Origin of the sequence: Streptomyces venezuelae (genome assembly GCF_008642295.1) — a bacterium.
In the GTDB taxonomy this organism is placed as follows: domain Bacteria; phylum Actinomycetota; class Actinomycetes; order Streptomycetales; family Streptomycetaceae; genus Streptomyces; species Streptomyces venezuelae_C.
The window spans coordinates 3,340,564-3,359,224 of record NZ_CP029190.1 but is presented as its reverse complement, the minus strand read 5'-3'; the positions used below and the strand labels follow the sequence as shown (position 1 = coordinate 3,359,224).

The window sequence follows — 18,661 nt, the reverse complement described above, 5'->3', positions numbered from 1 at the left end:
TCCGGAGCCGTTTTCCTGGGTGTTCCCGGGTGTTCCGGACGGCAATTCGGACCGACGAGCAAGGACAGAGGACAGACGTGCCTACCGGCAAGGTCAAGTGGTTCAACAGTGAGAAGGGCTTCGGCTTTCTCTCCCGGGATGACGGCGGGGACGTGTTCGTCCACTCGTCGGTGCTCCCTGCCGGAGTCGATGCCCTCAAGCCCGGCCAGCGCGTCGAGTTCGGTGTGGTCGCGGGTCAGCGCGGTGACCAGGCCCTTTCGGTGACGGTGCTGGAGCCGGCCCCGTCGGTCGCGGCGGCCCAGCGGCGCAAGCCGGACGAGCTCGCCTCCATCGTCCAGGACCTGACCACGCTTCTGGAGAACATCACGCCGATGCTGGAGCGCGGGCGCTACCCCGACAAGGTGCAGGGCGCGAAGATCGCCGGCCTGCTGCGGGCGGTGGCCGACCAGCTCGACGTCTGAGCCGCCGAGCTGTCCGGACCATCCGGTCAAGCAGCTGTGCCCCGCCACTCCTTCGAGTGGCGGGGCACAGTTGTTCGCCGGAACGGGCCCGGGCCCGTTACGGGAAGGCCAGCGCGTCCGGGGCGATCGGCGGTACCAGGCCCTCCGCCGCCGCCCGGGTCAGCAGCCCGCGCACCGCCGCGTACCCGTCATCGCCGAGCCCGGCCGTGAACTCGTTCACGTACAGCCCGATGTGCTGGTCGGCGACCGCCGGGTCGAGCTCCTGCGCGTGCGCCCGTACGTACGGCCGCGAGGCCTCCGGATCGTCCCAGGCCATCAGGACGGAGGTCCGGGCCGCCGCCGCCAGCGCGTGCAGCGTCGGCGCGCCCAGCGACCGCCGCGCGACGATCGCGCCGAGCGGGATCGGCAGCCCGGTGGTGGACTCCCAGTGCTCGCCCATGTCGGCGAGGCAGTGCAGCCCGTAGTCCTGATAGGTGAACCGCGCCTCGTGGATCACCAGGCCGGCGTCCACCTTCCCGTCCCGGACCGCCGGCATGATCTCGTGGAACGGCATCACGACCACCTTGCCGACATCCCCGGGCAGCACATCGGCCGCCCACAGCCGGAACAGCAGGTAGGCGGTGGAGCGTTCGCCGGGCACGGCGACGGTCCGGCCGGTCAGGTCCAGCCCCGGTTCCCGGCTCAGCACCAGCGGGCCGCAGCCGCGCCCGAGGGCCCCGCCGCAGGGCAGCAGGGCGTACTCGTCCAGGATCCACGGCAGTACGGCGTACGACACCTTCAGCACGTCCAGCTCGCCGCGCTCGGCCATGCCGTTGGTCAGGTCGATGTCGGCGAAGGTCACGTCGAGCACCGGAGCGCCCGGGACCCGGCCGTGCGCCCAGGCGTCGAAGACGAAGGTGTCGTTGGGGCAGGGCGAGTAGGCGATCTTCACGGTCGCGGCGACGGCCTCAGCGGTCATGGCGTTCTCCCCAGTTCGCGAGTACGGGTCCCAGCACGCGGAAGGCCTGGGCCAGCGCGGCCAGCGCGTCGCCGATCCGCCAGGCGTCCCGGTCGCGCGGTCCGACCGCATTGGACACGGCGCGGATCTCCAGCACGGGCAGCCCGTGCGCGGCGGCGGCCTCGGCCACTCCGAAGCCTTCCATGGCCTCGGCCCCGGCCAGCGGGTGCCGGGCGGCGAGTTCGGCGGCCCGGGCGGCGGTGCCGGTGACCGTGGAGACGGTCAGCACCGGTGCGAGGAGCCCTCCGGTGGCCTCGGCGGCGCGGGCGGCCAGCTCGGCGGGCGGCAGATGGACGCTCCGCCCGAAGCCGAGCGCGTCGACGGCGAGGAAGCCGTCGGGGGTTTCGGCGCCCAGATCGGCGGCGACGATGGCGTCGGCGACGACGAGCGAGCCGAGCGGGGCGGCGGGCGCGAACCCGCCGCCGATCCCGGCGGACACCACGACCTGATACGGCGAGGCGGCCGGGGCGAGCGCCAGGGCCGTCGCGGTGCCGGCCGCAGCGGCGGCCGGCCCCACGCCCGCGACGAGCACGTCGAGGGCCAGCCCCGGCAGGTCCCGGCGGGTGATGAGGTAACCGCCGGGCAGTGTGCGCGGCCCCGCTTCCACGGGGTCCGGATGAGGGGTGAGACCGGTGGTGACGGATTCTGCCTCCGCCGCCACCGCGGTCACGATGAGCGCGCGCACCGGGCGTCCTGGGCCCGGACTACTTCAGCTTCAGTTTGAACGACCAGACCGACTGCGGCTTGCCGTCCTTGGAGAACTGCACGATGTTCAGCAGCTTGGAGGCCGGGGTCTCGCCCTGGCCGCCGGTGGCGAAGATGTCGACGTTCGGGAAGCTGCGGTAGGTGTTCCCGGACTGGTCCGTGATGGGCTGGCCGTCCAGGACCGGCTGCCAGGTGCTGCCGTGCTCCACGATCTCCGGCTCGACACCGAGGCGCAGGGTGTCGCCCCGGCCGTACTCGATGGGCTTGGCCTTCTTGATGTCGGCCAGGCACTCCTGGGTCTTCTCGATGCTGATGTCCTTCTTGCCCCCTTCGGGGACGCAGACTGCCTCGGCGGACACCGACGAGCTGCCGACCGTCACGGTCGCCAGGGGGGTCGGCTTGTCGCAGGCGGACAGAAGGAGGAGGCCGGCGGACACGGCCCCGAGGGCCGCGACGCTGCGGCGGGCCCTACCCGGGATAAGCGGTGCGGTCATGAGCCGAAGGCTATCGGGCGGACCCCGCCCCCACCGCACGGGGTGTCCCCGCCCCGCCGGGCGGCGGACACCCCCTAGGCCACGCGGGGGCGGGGCGAGCCGGGGGAGCCGGGCGAGCCCGGGGTACGGGGGTGCAGGGCGGTGAGCAGCCCGCGCAGCGCCATCACGGTGCCCGCCGCGACGATGGTCGCGGCCACCGACATGCCCAGCACCCCGTTCAGCGGCAGCACGATCCCGATCGCGCCCCCGAGCACCCACGCCACCTGCAACACCGTCTCGGACCGGGCGAAGGCCGAGGTCCGCACGGACTCCGGGACGTCCCGCTGGATCATCGCGTCCAGGGACAGCTTCGCCAGTGCCTGGCAGAACCCGGCCGTCGCCCCGAGCACCGCCACCATCAGCCCGCTGAAGAACACCGCCGCGACGATCGCCACCGCGAGGGTCAGCGACAGCACCGCGGCCACGATCGTCTCCGGGGCCCGCGCCCGCAGCCAGGCGCCGACCGCCGTGCCGCAGGCGTTCCCGAGGCCCGCCGAGACCCCGACGATGCCCAGGGACACCGCCGCGCTCTGCCCGGCCAGCGGGTGCTCGCGCAGCAGGAACGCCAGGAAGAAGATCAGGAACCCGGACAGGCCGCGCATCGCCGCGTTCGCCCCCAGCCCGCACAGCACCGACGGCCCCACCGTCCGGAGCCCCGGCCGCCGCGAGCGCCGCTCGTGGGTGGACAGCCGGGCCCGGCGCTCGCCCTTGGCCTCGTCCACCTTGTGCGGCAGGGTGAACGCTGCGAAGGTGCCCGCCAGGAACACCGCGCAGGCCCCGTACAGCGGCCACTGCGGCCCGATCTGATGCAGCCCGGCACCCACCGGGGCCGCCACCCCGGTGGCCAGCAGGCCGGCCAGGGTCACCCGGGAGTTCGCCTTGACCAGCGAGAACCCGGTCGGCAGCAGCCGTGGTACCACCGCACTGCGCACCACCCCGTACGCCTTGGACGCAACCAGCACGCCCAGCGCCGCCGGGTACAGCTCCAGCCCCCCGGTGGCCACGGCGCCCGACATCATCAGCGCCAGCAGGGCGCGGGCCAGCATCGACGCCCCCATGGCGGCGCGCCGGCCGTGCGGCAGCCGGTCCAGCAGCGGGCCGATCACCGGGGCGAGCAGGGTGAACGGGAGCATGGTGATGGCCAGGTAGAGGGCGACCCGGCCGCGGGCCTCGTCCGTGGGCACCGAGAAGAACACCGTCGAGGCCAGCGCCACGGTGATCATCACATCGCCGGCCCCGTTGACGGCGTGCAGCTCGATCAGCTTGCCGAGGCCGGACTCCCCGGCGCCGTGGGCGTGGGTGGCCCGGCGGATTCCGCGGGCGGTGCCGGTGATCGGCTGGTGCAGGGCATGCCCGACGGCCCGGCCCGCCCTCCGGACGCGGCCCGAGCCGTCGTCGGACGACCGTACGGGTGCCACGTGGCCATAGTGCCCCAGTAGGGCTCCGCAGACTCTTTTCGCCGCGGCACGGGCCCGGTTGCAGGGTGCCGGGGCGGGCTCCGGGCGCGATCCGGGCGGGCGGGGAAGTCCGCGAATCGGACTTGCATGTGGGCCCAGGGCTTCGAAGGAGGTAGCGTGCGTAGCGCGCCACCGGCGGTTGCTCCTGGCCGCGCGCCTCTTCGCGATCCCGCAGAATGGATAGCAGTAGGTGTGCCCGGGACCCATCGGGCGCGGACGTCGACGCGGCCCTCTGGTCCGCTCCGCCCGTGCCACGCAGGGGACTGACCGACGGGTCGTCGTGGACGACAAGTACGGACGGCGCACTCGTGAGACGGCGTAGGAGAGAACGAGACCAGTGAGTGCTGCGACCACGCGAAGCCGTACCCCCCGCACCCCCGACCGCCTGTGCGCCGAGGCGGTGGAACTCGCCCGCGCGGCGGCCGAGGAGGCCGCGGCCCCCGGCATCGTGGGCGAGCACGTCTCCGTCGTAGCGGAGGGCGACCGGGTCGTCACCCACTTCTTCGAGTGCCGGGAGCCGGGCTACCGGGGCTGGCGCTGGGCCGTCACCGTCACCCGCGCCTCCCGCGCGAAACTGGTCACCCTCGACGAAACGGTGCTGCTGCCCGGGCCGGACGCGCTGCTCGCGCCGGAGTGGGTGCCGTGGAGCGAGCGGCTGCGGCCCGGCGACATGGGCCCCGGCGATCTGCTGCCGACGGACGCCGAGGACCTGCGGCTGGAGCCCGGCTACACGGGTGAGGACGCGCCGCCGCCGAACTCGGTGCTCTCGGAGGAGCTCGCGGACCTCGCGGAGGCGGAGGACGCGGCGCTCACGGACCGTGTGGTGGTGCCGGAGCGCGGCTCGATCGCCGCGGTGGCCGAGGAGCTCGGCATGCGCCGGGCCCGGGTGCTGTCCCGGTACGGGCTGCACACCGCGGCCGACCGCTGGGACGAGTCCTACGGCGCGAAGACCCCGATGGCCCAGGCGGCCCCGGCCTCCTGTGTCTCCTGCGGCTTCCTGGTGAAGATCGGCGGCTCGCTGGGCCAGGCCTTCGGCGTCTGCGCGAACGAGTTCGGGCCGGCGGACGGCCGGCTGGTGTCGCTGTCGTACGGGTGCGGAGGGCACTCGGAGGCCGCGGTCATGCCGAAGCCGCCGAGGCCGGCGCCGCCGGTGCTGGACTCGATGCGGGCGGACGAGTTCCCGCTCCGCCCGACCCCGGACGAGGGCCAGATCCCCCCGCCGGACACCACCTCGGCCGACCTCGGCCACAGCTGACCCGGCCCCGGCCCCGGCGCGGGCCGTGCGGCCGGTCGGACCGAACATGGCGTGAACCCGTGGCGCGGGTGGTACGTGTTGGCTGCGGAGTGCACTCCCGTGACAACAGTCGACGGACCACCCACGACGAAGGAGACATGGCATGGGCGACACCACCCGCCGGCGGACGGTCCTCGCAGCAGGCGCCGCGGCTCTCGCCGGTACCGCACTGGCCGGCTGCGGCCAGGGCGACGAGGACAGTGCCGAGGGCGCCACGACCGGCGGCGTCGGCGAGGCGCAGGCCGCCGGACCCGCCCGGGAGCTGGCCGCGGTCTCGGAGATCCCGGTCGGCGGCGGCAAGGTCTTCAAGGACCAGAAGGTCGTGGTCACCCAGCCCAAGGCCGGGGAGTTCAAGGCCTACTCGGCGGTCTGCACCCACCAGGGCTGCGCCGTCACCTCGGTGACGGACGGAAAGATCGTGTGCCCCTGCCACCAGAGCTTCTTCAAGGTCGAGGACGGCTCGGTGGCCAGTGGCCCGGCCACCCGCCCGCTCCCGGCAGCGAAGATCACCGTCGCCGGCGACAAGATCAACCTGGGCTGAGGCGGGGCCGGGCGGCGGCCCTCAGCCGCTGCGCCGGCGCAGCAGCCGCCGGGCGCCCATGACCAGCACGGTCGCGCCCGCCAGCACCAGCGCGCCCCGCGTGAAGTTGCCGCCCTCCCCAGCGGATTCGGGGTCGGCGGCGGCACCGGCGGTCGGGGCGCCCGGCTGCCCCGCGCCGCCCGGGGGGCGGGACGACGGGCCCGGCGAGGAGCCGCCGGAGCCGCCCGCCACCGGGACCGCCACCACCCGGCTCTTCGCGCCCTCCGCCCCGAACATCAGCGCCGAGCCGTCCGCCGAATAGGTCACCGACTCCGCCTGCCCCTGCCAGGGCGCGCCGACCGACTCGCCCCCGCCCTCCGGCAGCCCGTTCCGCCACGGATAGGACCGGGCGACGAGATAGCCGCGCAGGGTCAGCCGGCTGCCGTCCGGGGAGAACGCCCCGTCCGTCACCCACGGCACGGCCGCGACCCGCCGGAACACGTTCGCCCCGCCGGTGGACAGCTGCGCCGGGCCCTCGTACAGCCCGCCCTTCTCCCGGTCCTTGCTGGCGATGTAGACCCGCCCGGTCTTCGGATGCACCATCAGCGCCTCGGCGTCCCGGGGCCCGTCCGCGTACTTCACGGTGAACTGGGCGGCCTTCACCGTCACATCGCCCAGCCGCTCCGGTTCCGGGAAGCGGTAGATCCAGACGTGGTCCCAGCCGCCGTTGCGGTTGTCGCCGATGTCGCCGACGTACAACTGCCCGTCCGGGCCCAGCGAGACCGCCTCGACATCGCGCGGCCGGCCCACCCCCGTCATGGTGACCCGGGCGACCGTGCGGCCGGTGGCCGCGTCCACCCCGTAGACGTACGGGCCGTCGTCGCTGTCGTTGTGCGTCCAGTACACGCCCGGGTGCCTGCGGCTGGCCGCCAGGCCGCTGGACTCGGTGATCCGCGGATCCTCTATGACGAAGGAGGCGGGCGCTTCGGCCGCGGACGCGGTGGTGGCGGTGGTGACGGCGGTGGCGGCGGTCGCGGCGAGGACCACGGTGGCCAGGACGGGCGGAAGTCGGCGCATACCCCCAGCCTGCCAGGGTGTCCGGCATCACAGCGGCGTGGCCCGCCCCATCCACGATGATGACGGGATGCGTTTCATGTTCGTCGGCGACTCCATGACCATCGGACGCGCCGGCGACTACACCTGGCGCTACCGGATGTGGCAGCACCTCAACGCGTCCTTCGGTGGCCCCTACAAGATCGTCGGCCCGCGCACCGAGGTGTACGACACCTTCGCGGACGCGCCCGTCTCCCACGACTACGCCGACCCGGACTTCCCCGCGCACGCCCGCCGGCACCTGGCCGGCTGGGGCGAGGGCTGGCAGCACATGGCCCCGCTGATCGGCGGCACCGTCACCGCCCACAAGCCGGACGTGCTGCTGGTCTCCCTCGGCCTGATCGACCTCGGCTTTTACACCGACGCCGACCAGACGGCCGCCAATGCCCGGGCCTTCGTCACGGCGGCCCGGCAGGCGCGTCCGTCCGTGCGGATGGTGCTGCTGCCGGTGATCCCCAACAGCCGTGCCGAGACCGACGCGCCCTTCGCCGCCGAGGTCGCCCGCTTCAACGAGCTGCTGGCCAAGGCGGTGGCCGACCTGTCCACGGACGCCTCGCCGCTGCTGCTGGCGGCCCGCCCGGAGGCGTACGACATCCACTACGACACCTACGACGGCACCCACCCCAACGCCTCCGGGGAGCACCGGCTGGCGGGGGAGTTCGCCGCCGTGATGCACCAGGCCTGGGGCCTGGGCGGGCCGTACCGGCCCCGGGACTGACCAGGGGCTGACTCAGGGGCCGGCCCGCCCGGGCGTCAGGAGACGACGAAGGTCAACCTGGCCGGAGTGCGGTCACCCCCCGACACCGTCACCACCCCGGTGCCCGGCCGCACCGCGCGGATCTCCCACTCGCGCAGCCCCGGGTCCGTCACGTTCGCGATCCGGATCAGCAGCACGGAATCACCCGCCACGGTGGGTTCCGGCCTGCTGCCCGAGGGGTCCGCCGGCAGCCGCAGCACCGCCGTCTCCCCGACCGCGAGCCGCCCCGTGAACCCGTCGTCCGCCGCGGTCAGGGTGCGGCCCCGCGCCGGAGCCGGGGACGCCGGCGAGGCCGCGGCGGTGGCGCTCGTCCCCGTCAGCGGCGGATCCGCCGCCGAGGGCACCGGCCCGCCGCCCCCGCACCCGGTGAGGAGTGCGAGGGCGGCGAGCCAGGCCAGTCGATGCCCGGCCACCGAGGTCAGCCGCCGTCACGGACGTTGAACTGGAGCAGGATCTTCGTCTGCGCGGCCAGCTGGAGCCCGGTGGACGCCGGGTTCCGGTAGACGGCCTCGGCGGCGGCCATCGCCGCCCCGAAGGTGGTGTCCGGGATCCAGTTCCCGTTGGTGTCCACCCGCGTGGTCAGGTCGTACGAGCCGTTGGCGAAGTTGAGCCAGGCCGCCAGCAGCTGAGTGGACATCAGCGCCCGGGCCTCGGGGGAGCCCGAGCTCAGGATCGCGTACGCCTGGGTGTGGGTCAGCGGCCCGTACACCGAGCTCATGAACGAGGCCACGTTCAGCAGACAGGTCAGCTGCGCCGGGGTGAACTGGTTCGGCGGCCGACCGTCGTACTGCCCCATCCAGTAGGCCTGATTGCGGGCCCGCAGCGCGTTGCCCTGGGTGATGACGGCCGCGGTGGCGAAGGCGCTGCCGCTGTCGTCGTCCGCGCCGGTGAAGGTCAGCGTGGACAGGCAGGCCTGCGCGTACGCGTGGGACCTGGTCGCCGTCACATGGCGCGGCTGGACCGAGGGGCTCGGGTCCGGGTCGGTGGCCGGCGGGTTCACCAGCGAGACCAGGCTGTCCGAGGAGCCGTCTCCCCAGCTCCAGGTCAGGGTCAGGTCGTCACTGCCCGGGTCGGTGGACGAGCCGGTCACATCGATCGGCCGGCCCGCGTGCGCGATGAAGGCCTGCTGGCCGTTGTACGTGGTCTGGCCGGCGGCGGAGATGGCGGCCGTCGGGTTGGTGTTGGTGATCGGCGCGCCGACCGTCGCGCAGCTGCTGGTGTCGTCGTCGGTGCCGCACACCCGGATGGTGAAGGTGCCGTCGTCCCCGTAGGTGTGGGGGACCGAGAAGCTCAGGGTCGCATCGGGGCGGACGTTCTCCAGCGTGCCGGTGAGCGGCTGCGCACCGGCGCCGTCACCCCAGTCGACGGTGGCGGTCAGCGGGTCGAGCCAGCCCGGGTCGCGGAGGGTGCCGGCCAGGGTGACCGGGGTGTTCTCGGGAGCCGGGTCGATCGGCTGGAGGGAGACCACGGGTGCCGCATTGGAGACGGTGACGGTGGTGGTGTCGGTGTCGGTGTTGCCGGCGCTGTCGGTCACCCGCAGCCCGACGGTGAAGCTCCCGTCCTGGCCCACCGCGCTGAAGGTGGTGGTGACCCCGGTGGCGTTGTCGTAGTCGCCGTCGTTGTCGAGGTCCCACTCGTACGTCGACAGGGTGCCGGCCGACGGGGCCGTCCCCGGCGTCGAGCCGGACGCGTCGAGGGTGACGTCGGTGCCCTCGGTGGTGGTGTACGGGCCGCCGGCCTCCGCGGTGGGCAGGCAGGCGGCCGGGACGGTGGAGTCGGCCGTCTCGGTGCTCTGGTCGGCGCTGGACGCCGCATTGGCGCCCATGCCCCGCCCGGCGAAGACCCGCCACAGCAGGCACTGGTTGGCGCCGCCGGTGTTGGTCATGTCGGCGGCCAGGATGCCGTCGCGGGCGTCGAGGTAGCTCGGCGAGGTGACGGTGTTCTTCATGCCGTCGATGACGATCTGCTGGGTGTAGCCGATGCCCTTCGCCTCGCGGATGTCGTACATGGTGGCCGCCCAGACCTCGCCGTTGCGGTGCACTCCGCGGGCCGGGTCGAAGGTTCCCCAGCCCTCGGTGGAGGTGTCGTACCGCTGCGAGCGGATGCCGGTGGAGGTGTTGCCGGTGACGTACTCGGCGACCACCGCGTCCCCCCACTTGAGGAAGGAGATGGTGTCCGACCAGCCCTCGCCGAGCGCGCCGGTCTGGTGGCCGCCGCCGAGGTTGCCGGCCGCCACCAGGCGTTCGGACACGCCGTGGCCGTACTCGTGGGCGATGACGTCCCCGTCGAGGGAACCGTCGCGCCACGGCCGGAACGGCTGCCACATGAACATCTGCATGCGCGGGCTGGCACCGTCACCGGGGGTGCCGAAGTTGGCGTTGTTCAGGCAGCGGATCGCGGTGGGCGGGGTGCCGGTCGTACAGCCGTTGTCCCAGCCGTCCTGGGCCTCGGCCAGCACCGGGTCGTTGCCCGCCCCGCCGCGGCCGAAGTTGTTCACCTGGAAGTTCCGTGACGGCTCGTCGAACCCCAGGGCGTAGAGGTAGTCGTGCATCACGTTGGTGTAGTAGAAGAGCTGCGTGGTGACGGCGTTCAGGTCCGCGTCCAGGTTGGCCTGGGTGGCGGCGGCGTTGGTGCGCCAGGTGTCGCCGAACGGGTAGTGGAAGTGCTGGTGGGCCGGGTCGCCGGCGGCCGGGGTCTGGGGGCGCAGGGCGTCGTTCCCGGTGTCCGGGACCAGGTTGTCCCCGTCCTCGTCCCGGTAGGCGTTGACGTTGTTGCCCTGGGTGAGGCGGTCGGTCACCCAGGAGCCGTCCTGCCCGCTGAACGGCTGGACCGTCCGGGCGGCACCGGCGACGTCCGGGTGCTGTGTGGTGAAGACGGTCCCCTCGGGGCCGGCGTGCCGGTACCGGCTCTCCTTGCTCAGGATGTCGCCGTCCCCGGCGTCCACCACCGTCTGGTACCAGGAGGTGCCGGAGGCCTCGATGTCGGTGAGCCAGGCCGGGCGCAGTTCACGGCCGGAGGCGGCGGGGAACCAGACGAGTTCCGCGGTCACGTCGTTGGGCTTGGTCAGCCGCTCGGCGTAGACGTTGGTGAACTTCTGCCGGCCCTTGTCCCGGTTGTCCGTGCCCTGGAGCCGGCGCTTGGCCTTCGCGCCCTGGGCATCGGCCGCCGCGTCGAGGGCTTCCTGCGCCGTCAGCTCGACGGTGCCGGCCGGCTCGCCGGTCGCCGCCATCCCGCCGACGATCACCAGCCGGCCCTCCTTGTCCACGGTGGCGGTGAGCAGCCCGCCGTGGACGCGCATCCCGTCGATGCGCTGGCCGATGGTCACCTGCTGGGCCCCGTTGTGCCTGGTCGGGTACGAGGACACCACCGTGAGCTGCCTGGACTGCCGCTCGGAGAGGCCGAAGGCCTCGCGGTGGGCCCGCAGGTAGCCGAGGGTGATCGCCTCGGGGGAGGCGGTGGACGGCTCGGTCAGGTAGCCGCCGGTCTTGAAGACCATCCGGGCGTGCCCCGATGCGGGGTCACGGCGGACGGTCGGGTCCGCGGTGTCCGCGGCGGCGCGGGCGCCGGCACGGTCTCCGGGGCCGGGCGGGGCGGCGCCGGCCGGCAACGCCGGGACGAGGGCGAGGGCGAGGAGGATGCCGGTGGTGGTGGTCGCTGCGGTCAACAGCCTGGTGCGAAAGCGCCTTCTGGTCACGCCTGTGAAGTAACGCAGCCGGAAGTGCAGGTCAACGAGGCTCTCCGGGTGGGTGCCGGGCGTGTACCCGTCCGCCGCCGGGCGTCGGACGGGCGGCGCCGGGCTTCGGACGGGCGTCGGCGGGTGCGGCGGCTCTTGCTTCGAGTCCACTCGAAGCAGTTGGCTTGGTGCCCATGGAGTACACGCAGCTCGGACGCACCGGACTCAAGGTCAGCCGACTCGTCCTCGGCACCATGAACTTCGGTCCGCAGACCGACGAACCGACCAGCCACGCGATCATGGACGCCGCCCTCGACGCGGGTCTGAACTTCTTCGACACCGCCAACGCCTACGGGTGGGGTGCCAACAAGGGCCGGACCGAGGAGATCATCGGCTCCTGGTTCGCGCACGGCACGGGGCGCCGCGACAAGACCGTGCTCGCCACCAAGGTCTACGCGAACATGGCCGCGGACGGCGACGCCTGGCCCAACCACGACCGGCTCTCGGCGGTGAACATCCGGCGCGCGGTGGAGGCCAGCCTCCGCCGGCTGCGCACGGACTACATCGACCTCTACCAGTTCCACCACATCGACCGGCTGACTCCCTTCGAGGAGATCTGGCAGGCCGTGGACGTACTGATCCAGCAGGGCAAGATCCTCTACGCCGGTTCCTCGAACTTCCCCGGCTACAAGATCGCCCAGGCCAACGAGACCGCCGCCCGCCGCGGCATGGTCGGGCTGGTCAGCGAGCAGTGCCTGTACAACCTCTACGAGCGGCGCGCCGAGATGGAGGTCGTCCCGGCCGCGCAGGAGTACGGCCTCGGGGTGATCCCGTGGTCCCCGCTGCACGGCGGCCTGCTCGGCGGCGTGATCAAGAAGGAGGTCTCGGGCGGGCGGCGCGCCGAGGGCCGGACCGCCGAGGCACTGGCCGACAGCTCGGTGCGGGCGCAGATCCAGGCGTACGAGGACCTGCTGGACAAGCACGGCCTGGAGCCCGGCGAGACGGCCCTGGCCTGGCTGCTGACCCGCCCCGGGGTCACCGGGCCGATCGTCGGCCCGCGTACGCCGGAACAGCTGGAGAGCGCACTGCGGGCGCTGGACCTGGAGCTGGGGCCGGAGACGCTGGCCGCCCTGGACGAGATCTTCCCCGGGCCGGGCCCGTCCCCGGAGGCCTTCGCCTGGTGAGGACGCGGTCGGTGGCGGTCACTTCAGGGCAGAAGCGACCGCCACGACGGCGAACATCAACACGAGCACACCGGCCATGACGCGGTTTCTGGTCTTCGGATCCACGCATCGAGCGTAACGAATGACGTGGGTCACCCGGTCAGCGGCCAGGACCGGACCACCTCGTAGCGGGGCTGCTCGCCCGGGATCCCGCTGGTCGGGAGGTTGCTGCGGACCAGGTGCAGCTCGCTGACCTGCCAGGGAGTGCCCTCGAAGGGGGCGAGGGCGCTCAGCTGGGGGTGCAGGTCGGCGTCACGGTGGGCGCTGCGGGCCACCGTCAGGTGCGGGGTGTACCGGCGGTGCTGCTCCATCGGTACGCCGGCCCGCCGGGCGGCGGCGTCGGCCCGTTCGGCGAGCATCCGCAGCCCGTCCAGCCCGCCTGCGGCACCGGTCCACAGGGCGCGGTTGCCGAAGTGGCCGGAGCCGTGCAGGCGCAGCGGGAAGGGCGGGGTGCGGGCGGCTGCCCGCCCGAGCCGTTCGTACAGCTCGGGCAGGAGTCCGTCCTCGACCTCGCCCATGAAGGCGAGGGTGAAGTGCCAGCCCGGCTCCTGGGTCCAGCGCAGCCGCTCGTTCGGCGGCAACGCGGCCACGGCACCGCGCAGTTCGGCGACGGCACCCTCGGGGGGCAACACGGCGGCGAAGAGTCTCATACCCGCGAGGCTAAGCCACCCGGAAGGCTAAGCCACCCGGACCAGCTCGCGCGGGCGGGCGGATGGGACGAAGGCGACGCCGTGGCGGCCGACGCGCAGCCGGAGTCTGCCCACCCGGCACAGCACCAGGCCCACCGCCAGGGCGGCGGCCAGCGAGATCAGGCCGCCCGCCGCCATGCCCGTACGGGCGCCGAGGTGGTCCGTCACCCAGCCCACCAGGGGTGCGCCGAGCGGGGTGCCGCCGAAGAAGACCATCATGAACAGGGCCATCACCCGGCCCCGCATCTCGGGGTCGGTGGCCATCTGGACGCTGGAGTTCGCCACCACGTTCACGGTCAGGCCGAACATCCCGACCGGCACCAGGAGGGCCGCGAAGAGCCAGAAGCCGGGCGCGAAGGCGGTCACCGCCACCAGGCCGCCGAACAGCGCGGCGGCGGCGACCAGCAGCCGGAGCCGGGCCCGGCCGCGCCGGGCCGCGAGCAGCGCGCCGGCCAGGGAGCCGACCGCAAGCAGGGTGTTGAGCAGGCCGTAGGTTCCGGCGTCGGCGTGGAAGACGTCCTCGGTGAAGGCGGTCAGCCAGATCGGGAAGTTGAACCCGAAGGTGCCGATGAAGCCGACCAGGACGATGGGCCAGACCAGCTCGGGGCGGCCGGCGACATAGCGCAGGCCCTCCCGCAGCTGCCCCTTGGCCCGGGGCCGGGGCTCCGTCGGGTGCAGCTCCTGCGGGCGCATCAGCAGCAGCCCGATGACCGGGGCGGCGAAGGACAGGCCGTTCAGGAGGAAGGCCCAGCCGGAGCCGACGGCGGTGATCAGCACGCCGGCGACCGCCGGGCCGACCAGCCGGGCGGACTGGAAGTTCGCCGAGTTCAGGCTGACCGCGTTGGCCAGCCGGTCGGGGCCGACCATCTCGGAGACGAAGGACTGCCGGGCCGGGTTGTCGACGACCGTGATCATCCCGACCAGGAAGGCGGTCAGGTAGACGTGCCAGACCTGGACCTGCCCGGTGAGGGTGAGGACACCCAGTGCGGCGCCGGTGAGGCCCATCGCACCCTGGGTGGCCAGCAGCAGGGGCCGCTTCGGCAGCCGGTCGGCGAGGACGCCTCCGTAGAGTCCGAAGAGCAGCATCGGCAGGAACTGCAGGGCGATGGTGATGCCGACGGCGGAGGCGGACCCGGTCAGGGAGAGGACCAGCCAGTCCTGGGCGATGCGCTGCATCCAGGTGCCGGTGTTCGAGACGACCTGGCCGGTCGCGAAGAGCCGGTAGTTCCGGATCTTCAGCGAGCTGAACATCGAGTTCTTGGTAGAGGTGGATATCGGTCCGGGGGCGGAGTCTGCTCCGTTTCCCGTACTCAAAGGCGTTCGCCTCCTTGGTCGCTCCTACAGGTGGGCGAGCTTTTCGAGGACGGGCGCCGCTTCTCTCAGCTTGGCCCATTCGTCCTCGTCCAGCTCGGCCGCGAGCCGGGCCAGGAAGGCGTTCCGCTTGCGACGGCTCTCCTCGAGCATCGCTTCGGCCTCCTCCGTCTGGCTGACCACCTTCTGGCGGCGGTCGTCCGGGTGCGGCTCCAGCCTGACCAGGCCTTTGGCCTCCAGCAGCGCGACGATGCGGGTCATCGAGGGCGGCTGCACATGCTCGCGCCGGGCCAGCTCACCGGGGGTGGCCTGGCCGCAGCGGGCAAGGGTGCCGAGCACCGACATCTCGGTCGGGCTCAGCGATTCGTCGACGCGCTGGTGCTTCAGGCGCCGGCCCAGCCGCATGACGGCCGAGCGGAGGTCGTTCACGGCGGCAGCATCGTCGCCATGGGTGAGGTCGGGCATGTCTTTAGAGTAACTCATTACCTTACCTAAAGAACACCCGGTATCCCTGCTCACGTGCTCCCGGGAGTGTCCGGGTCAAGGCTGTGCAGTGAGATCACCGCATAGTTGCGCCGTTCGCGACCACCAGCGGCACGCACGACAGTCACTTCCACCTCGGCTCGGACAAGGTTTCCGAAGTGGCTCCGCAGGCTGCGGGTGATGGCCTCGTCCGTCTTTGCGCGGATGATCTCTCCGTTGTCGGTGCGAATCTCGACAGTGCCCCGCAGGGCGCTCGCGCTCCCAAGCCATCCCGTGAGGGTCATCGGGGCGCCGCTGCTGAACTCGCTCTGCTCGCAGAGATCGCGGACGCGCCGGGCTCCGTCCGGAGTCCAGACGCTCTGCCGTACGCGCCCTTGCTTCGGGTGCCAGGCAACCTTCAAGCCGATCTGGGCTTCGGTCAGCCCGGCGGTCAGCGCGCCGATGTGCTTCATGGCGCGCTGCCCCAAGGGCACGAGTTCCTCGGCCAAGCCGTCGTCCGAGAGCCCCGCACTTTCCGAGAGATCCACGACGTCGAGCACGGTGTTGATGGCGTCGTCGAGGACGGCCTCGGTCGGGTCGGGGAAGAGGTGCTCCCCGCCCTCGGTGGCCTCGCTGACCTCGGGGCCGTAGAGGGCCACTCCGAACGAGGACGGAAAGAGGGCTGCTGCGCTCAGAGTGGTCACATCACGGATGTTCTTCGGGATGGCGGCATGCGTGGTGGGGCGTCCGGTCAGAGCCTGGGCGACCGAATGGACCGATTCCTGAAGGTTGGCGAGGAAGGGCCCGAGCACCGCGAGGCGGACGGTGTGGCCGGCCGTGGCCTCCCCGGTCAGGGCCACGTCCAGGCGTTTGCGGGGGTTCGTAGCCTCCGGAGCTCCAGGTCCACCCTCCTGGAACAGCCGGGCACGCTGTCCTGCCGCGAACTCCTCGGGAGTCGTAGGGACGACACGGCCGTCCTCGGTCCGCCTGTTCGCGCGCATCCAGCGGCGCAAGGCCTCCCTGTCATTCCGGTCGGGGAGGGGTGCGGGAGCTGTCATGGCCGCACCTCCACATATCCGCGGCGCGCATTGAATCGTTCTGTACAGCCGTGAAAGCGCTGGGGTGCAGCCTCCAGAAAGGAACGTCCTCAGGCAGGCGGATCAGGTTGCGTCGATGCGCATTCCGCGCTCCACGCACCACGACCTGTCGGTGAGGTCATCGAGCGACACGAGCGAGTCTCGATCCAGAGCGTCGTAGACGTGGGAGTGAAGCAGGTAGGTGACGTCGATATCGCCGGGATCGAGCTTTGCGCTGACAAAGCTGCCGCCCAGCCACGTCCGTGCGATGTCGCCCGTCTCGGCCTCGACGATTGCGCGATGGCACTGCCACTCTTCCCACAGGTGTCGGCGGGTCGATGAGTCCGCGAAACCGGGAGCGGAAACGTATGCCCGTTCCAGGTGCGACAGGCTGGCCGGGTACCGGCCCGGCGGCAGCAGACCCGTCTTCGGATCCAAGTCCGGCAGTACGCCCATCACACCCCCCTCGCGTGAATGTCTGCGTCGGCGGCTCATGCTAGCGGGAGTGTGCGTGACCCATCAGGGGCTTGGCTGCCGCGCGCTGGCCACCTGCGGGTTCGGCAAAGTCACTCGTACGGGTGAGACGGTTCCGGAAAGTGACACGCGTCGACTCGCCGGCCCCGACGCTTTCGGCATGGGGACACATGTGCTGAGCATGCGCATAGACGGGGAGCTCCTCGAACGCCTCCGGACTCATGCCGCCAAACGCGGAATGAGCGTCCAGGACTATGTGGTCCGGACGCTCATTCGCGACGACTTCGACGAGCGCTTCAAGGCGGCCGTCGACGAGACGGAGAAGTTCTACGGGCTTACGTGAGGCCGAGGGCCGGCATCGCGTAGTAGAAGACGAACACCGCCGACACGATGTACATGGCCACCGGGACCTCACGGCCCCGGCCGGTCGCCAGTCGCAGTGCGCTGAAGGCGATGAAGCCGATGCCGATGCCGTTGGTGATCGAGTAGGTGAAGGGCATCGTGACCATGGCCAGGAAGGCCGGGACGGCGATGGTGAAGTCGCTCCAGTCGATGTCCCGGATCGAGCCTGCCAGGATCAGGAAGCCGACCGCGACCAGTGCGGGGGTGGCCGCCTGTGAGGGGACCATGGTGGCCAGCGGGGTCAGGAACAGGGCCACCGTGAAGAGGCCGCCGGTCACCACGTTCGCCAGGCCGGTGCGGGCGCCCTCGCCGACGCCGGCCGTGGACTCCACGAAGCAGGTGGTGGCCGAGGCGGAGGTGGCGCCGCCGGAGGCCACGGCGAGGCCGTCCACCAGCAGCACCTTGTTGATGCCCGGGAAGTTGCCCTGCTTGTCCATCAGCTTGGCCTCGTCACCGACGCCGAGGATGGTGCCCATCGCGTCGAAGAAGCAGGACAGCAGGACGGTGAAGACGAACAGCAGGCCGGTGAGCAGGCCCACCTTCTCGAAGCCGCCGAACAGGCTGACCTGGCCGACCAGCCCGAAGTCGGGCGCGGCCACCGGGTTGCCCGGCCACTCGGGGACGGTCAGTCCCCAGGCTTTGCCCGGCAGGTCCGCCAGCAGCTGGACGACGACCGCGACCACCGTCATCACGACGATCGAGATCAGGATGGCGCCCGGGGTCTTGCGGATCAGCAGGGCCAGTGTGAGCAGCACGCCGAGGGCGAAGACCAGCACCGGCCAGCCCTGGAGATGGCCGCCCGAGCCGAGCTGGAGCGGCACCGTGGTGTGGGCGGCGTCCGGGATGCGGGAGACGAAGCCCGAGTCCACCAGGCCGATCAGCAGGATGAAGAGGCCGATGCCGATCGCGATGCCCTTGCGCAGGCCCACCGGGACCGCGTTCATCACCCGCTCGCGCAGGCCGGTGGCGACCAGGAGCATCACCACGAAGCCGGCCAGCACCACCATGCCCATGGCATCGGCCCAGCTCATCCGGGGGGCGAGCTGGAGGGCCACCACGGTGTTCACACCGAGGCCGGCCGCGAGGGCGATCGGGACGTTGCCGATGACGCCCATCAGGAGGGTGGAGAAGGCCGCCGTCAGTACGGTGGCGGTGACCAGCTGGCCGCCGTCGAGCTGGTGGCCGTACATGTCCTTCGCGCTGCCCAGGATGATCGGGTTCAGCACGATGATGTAGGCCATCGCGAAGAAGGTGGCGAATCCGCCGCGGATCTCGCGGGCCACGGTCGAGCCGCGCTCGGAGATCTTGAAATAGCGGTCCAGGCCGTTGCCGCCGGCCGGAGGGGCCGGGGCGGCAGGGGCCGTGGAGGTGGGGGCCGCGGCGGGTGCCGAGGTGCTCATGCGGTCCTCAAGTGGTTCGTTTTGGTGGATTCGTACGAAAGAATCCGCTTTCAAGCAAACCGTTTCAGTATGAACACATGAACGAGGGGCCGTCCATCTCCGCGCGTAGACCGA

At 72.0% G+C, this 18,661-nt stretch carries 19 protein-coding genes; 6 read left to right on the top strand and 13 right to left on the bottom strand.

Annotated features, from left to right (window positions below):
• The first annotated feature begins 77 nt into the window (after positions 1-77).
• Complete coding sequence (locus DEJ50_RS35415; RefSeq protein WP_125650518.1) at positions 78-461, top strand: cold-shock protein; 384 nt, start codon at positions 78-80, stop codon at positions 459-461.
• A 97-nt stretch (positions 462-558) separates the two neighbouring features.
• On the opposite strand, the gene DEJ50_RS14620 is transcribed toward DEJ50_RS35415, so the two are convergent.
• From DEJ50_RS14620 to DEJ50_RS14605, 4 genes are all read right to left on the bottom strand, one after another.
• The gene (locus DEJ50_RS14620) at positions 559-1,419 is read right to left on the bottom strand and encodes a 1,4-dihydroxy-6-naphthoate synthase (RefSeq protein WP_150208460.1); all 861 of its coding nucleotides are present in this window, start codon (positions 1,417-1,419) and stop codon (positions 559-561) included.
• A complete protein-coding gene (locus tag DEJ50_RS14615) occupies positions 1,409-2,143 on the bottom strand; it encodes a futalosine hydrolase (RefSeq protein WP_150208459.1) in 735 nt (244 codons plus the stop codon). Before DEJ50_RS14615 ends, DEJ50_RS14620 begins: the two co-directional genes overlap by 11 nt.
• Positions 2,144-2,162: 19 nt before the next feature.
• The gene (locus tag DEJ50_RS14610) at positions 2,163-2,657 is read right to left on the bottom strand and encodes a DUF2771 domain-containing protein (protein ID WP_150208458.1); all 495 of its coding nucleotides are present in this window, start codon (positions 2,655-2,657) and stop codon (positions 2,163-2,165) included.
• Between the two features lie 74 nt (positions 2,658-2,731).
• Positions 2,732-4,114, bottom strand: coding sequence for an MFS transporter (locus tag DEJ50_RS14605; RefSeq protein WP_411757605.1), 1,383 nt, complete (start codon positions 4,112-4,114; stop codon positions 2,732-2,734).
• 376 nt (positions 4,115-4,490) lie between these two features.
• Here DEJ50_RS14605 and DEJ50_RS14595 point away from each other — a divergent pair, with 376 nt between their 5' ends.
• Complete coding sequence (locus DEJ50_RS14595; protein WP_150208457.1) at positions 4,491-5,408, top strand: DUF3027 domain-containing protein; 918 nt, start codon at positions 4,491-4,493, stop codon at positions 5,406-5,408.
• A gap of 142 nt (positions 5,409-5,550) precedes the next feature.
• Positions 5,551-5,988, top strand: coding sequence for a Rieske (2Fe-2S) protein (locus tag DEJ50_RS14590; protein WP_150208456.1), 438 nt, complete (start codon positions 5,551-5,553; stop codon positions 5,986-5,988).
• Positions 5,989-6,009: 21 nt separating this feature from the next.
• Here the strand turns inward: DEJ50_RS14590 and DEJ50_RS14585 are convergent, their stop codons facing one another.
• Entirely contained in the window at positions 6,010-7,044 is a 1,035-nt protein-coding gene (locus tag DEJ50_RS14585; RefSeq protein WP_150208455.1) for a WD40 repeat domain-containing protein, read from the bottom strand.
• 67 nt (positions 7,045-7,111) lie between these two features.
• Here DEJ50_RS14585 and DEJ50_RS14580 point away from each other — a divergent pair, with 67 nt between their 5' ends.
• Entirely contained in the window at positions 7,112-7,798 is a 687-nt protein-coding gene (locus DEJ50_RS14580) for a GDSL-type esterase/lipase family protein (RefSeq protein WP_150208454.1), read from the top strand.
• 35 nt (positions 7,799-7,833) lie between these two features.
• Here the strand turns inward: DEJ50_RS14580 and DEJ50_RS14575 are convergent, their stop codons facing one another.
• Entirely contained in the window at positions 7,834-8,250 is a 417-nt protein-coding gene (locus DEJ50_RS14575; RefSeq protein WP_150208453.1) for a hypothetical protein, read from the bottom strand.
• A gap of 5 nt (positions 8,251-8,255) precedes the next feature.
• Positions 8,256-11,501, bottom strand: a complete 3,246-nt coding sequence (locus DEJ50_RS14570) for a M36 family metallopeptidase (protein WP_150208452.1) — start codon at positions 11,499-11,501, stop codon at positions 8,256-8,258.
• Positions 11,502-11,704: 203 nt separating this feature from the next.
• Here DEJ50_RS14570 and DEJ50_RS14565 point away from each other — a divergent pair, with 203 nt between their 5' ends.
• Entirely contained in the window at positions 11,705-12,694 is a 990-nt protein-coding gene (locus DEJ50_RS14565) for an aldo/keto reductase (RefSeq protein ID WP_150208451.1), read from the top strand.
• Positions 12,695-12,825: 131 nt separating this feature from the next.
• On the opposite strand, the gene thpR is transcribed toward DEJ50_RS14565, so the two are convergent.
• The 5 genes from thpR to DEJ50_RS14540 all read right to left on the bottom strand — a co-directional run bounded on the left by thpR (position 12,826) and on the right by DEJ50_RS14540 (position 16,727).
• On the bottom strand, positions 12,826-13,383 hold the full coding sequence (thpR, locus tag DEJ50_RS14560) for an RNA 2',3'-cyclic phosphodiesterase (RefSeq protein ID WP_150208450.1): 558 nt from the start codon (positions 13,381-13,383) through the stop codon (positions 12,826-12,828).
• Positions 13,384-13,410: 27 nt separating this feature from the next.
• Positions 13,411-14,736, bottom strand: a complete 1,326-nt coding sequence (locus tag DEJ50_RS14555; RefSeq protein ID WP_190344493.1) for an MFS transporter — start codon at positions 14,734-14,736, stop codon at positions 13,411-13,413.
• A 24-nt stretch (positions 14,737-14,760) separates the two neighbouring features.
• Entirely contained in the window at positions 14,761-15,198 is a 438-nt protein-coding gene (locus DEJ50_RS14550) for a MarR family winged helix-turn-helix transcriptional regulator (RefSeq protein WP_150208448.1), read from the bottom strand.
• 50 nt (positions 15,199-15,248) lie between these two features.
• A complete protein-coding gene (locus DEJ50_RS14545; RefSeq protein ID WP_223837756.1) occupies positions 15,249-16,055 on the bottom strand; it encodes a hypothetical protein in 807 nt (268 codons plus the stop codon).
• Between the two features lie 300 nt (positions 16,056-16,355).
• The gene (locus DEJ50_RS14540; protein WP_150208447.1) at positions 16,356-16,727 is read right to left on the bottom strand and encodes a DUF6932 family protein; all 372 of its coding nucleotides are present in this window, start codon (positions 16,725-16,727) and stop codon (positions 16,356-16,358) included.
• Positions 16,728-16,905: 178 nt separating this feature from the next.
• Between DEJ50_RS14540 and DEJ50_RS14535 the strand changes: the two genes are divergently transcribed.
• Positions 16,906-17,088, top strand: a complete 183-nt coding sequence (locus DEJ50_RS14535; RefSeq protein ID WP_031146958.1) for a hypothetical protein — start codon at positions 16,906-16,908, stop codon at positions 17,086-17,088.
• Here the strand turns inward: DEJ50_RS14535 and DEJ50_RS14530 are convergent.
• Complete coding sequence (locus tag DEJ50_RS14530) at positions 17,081-18,547, bottom strand: NCS2 family permease (RefSeq protein ID WP_190344492.1); 1,467 nt, start codon at positions 18,545-18,547, stop codon at positions 17,081-17,083. The two genes, DEJ50_RS14535 and DEJ50_RS14530, sit on opposite strands and share 8 nt — an antisense overlap.
• Positions 18,548-18,661: the final 114 nt, after the last annotated feature.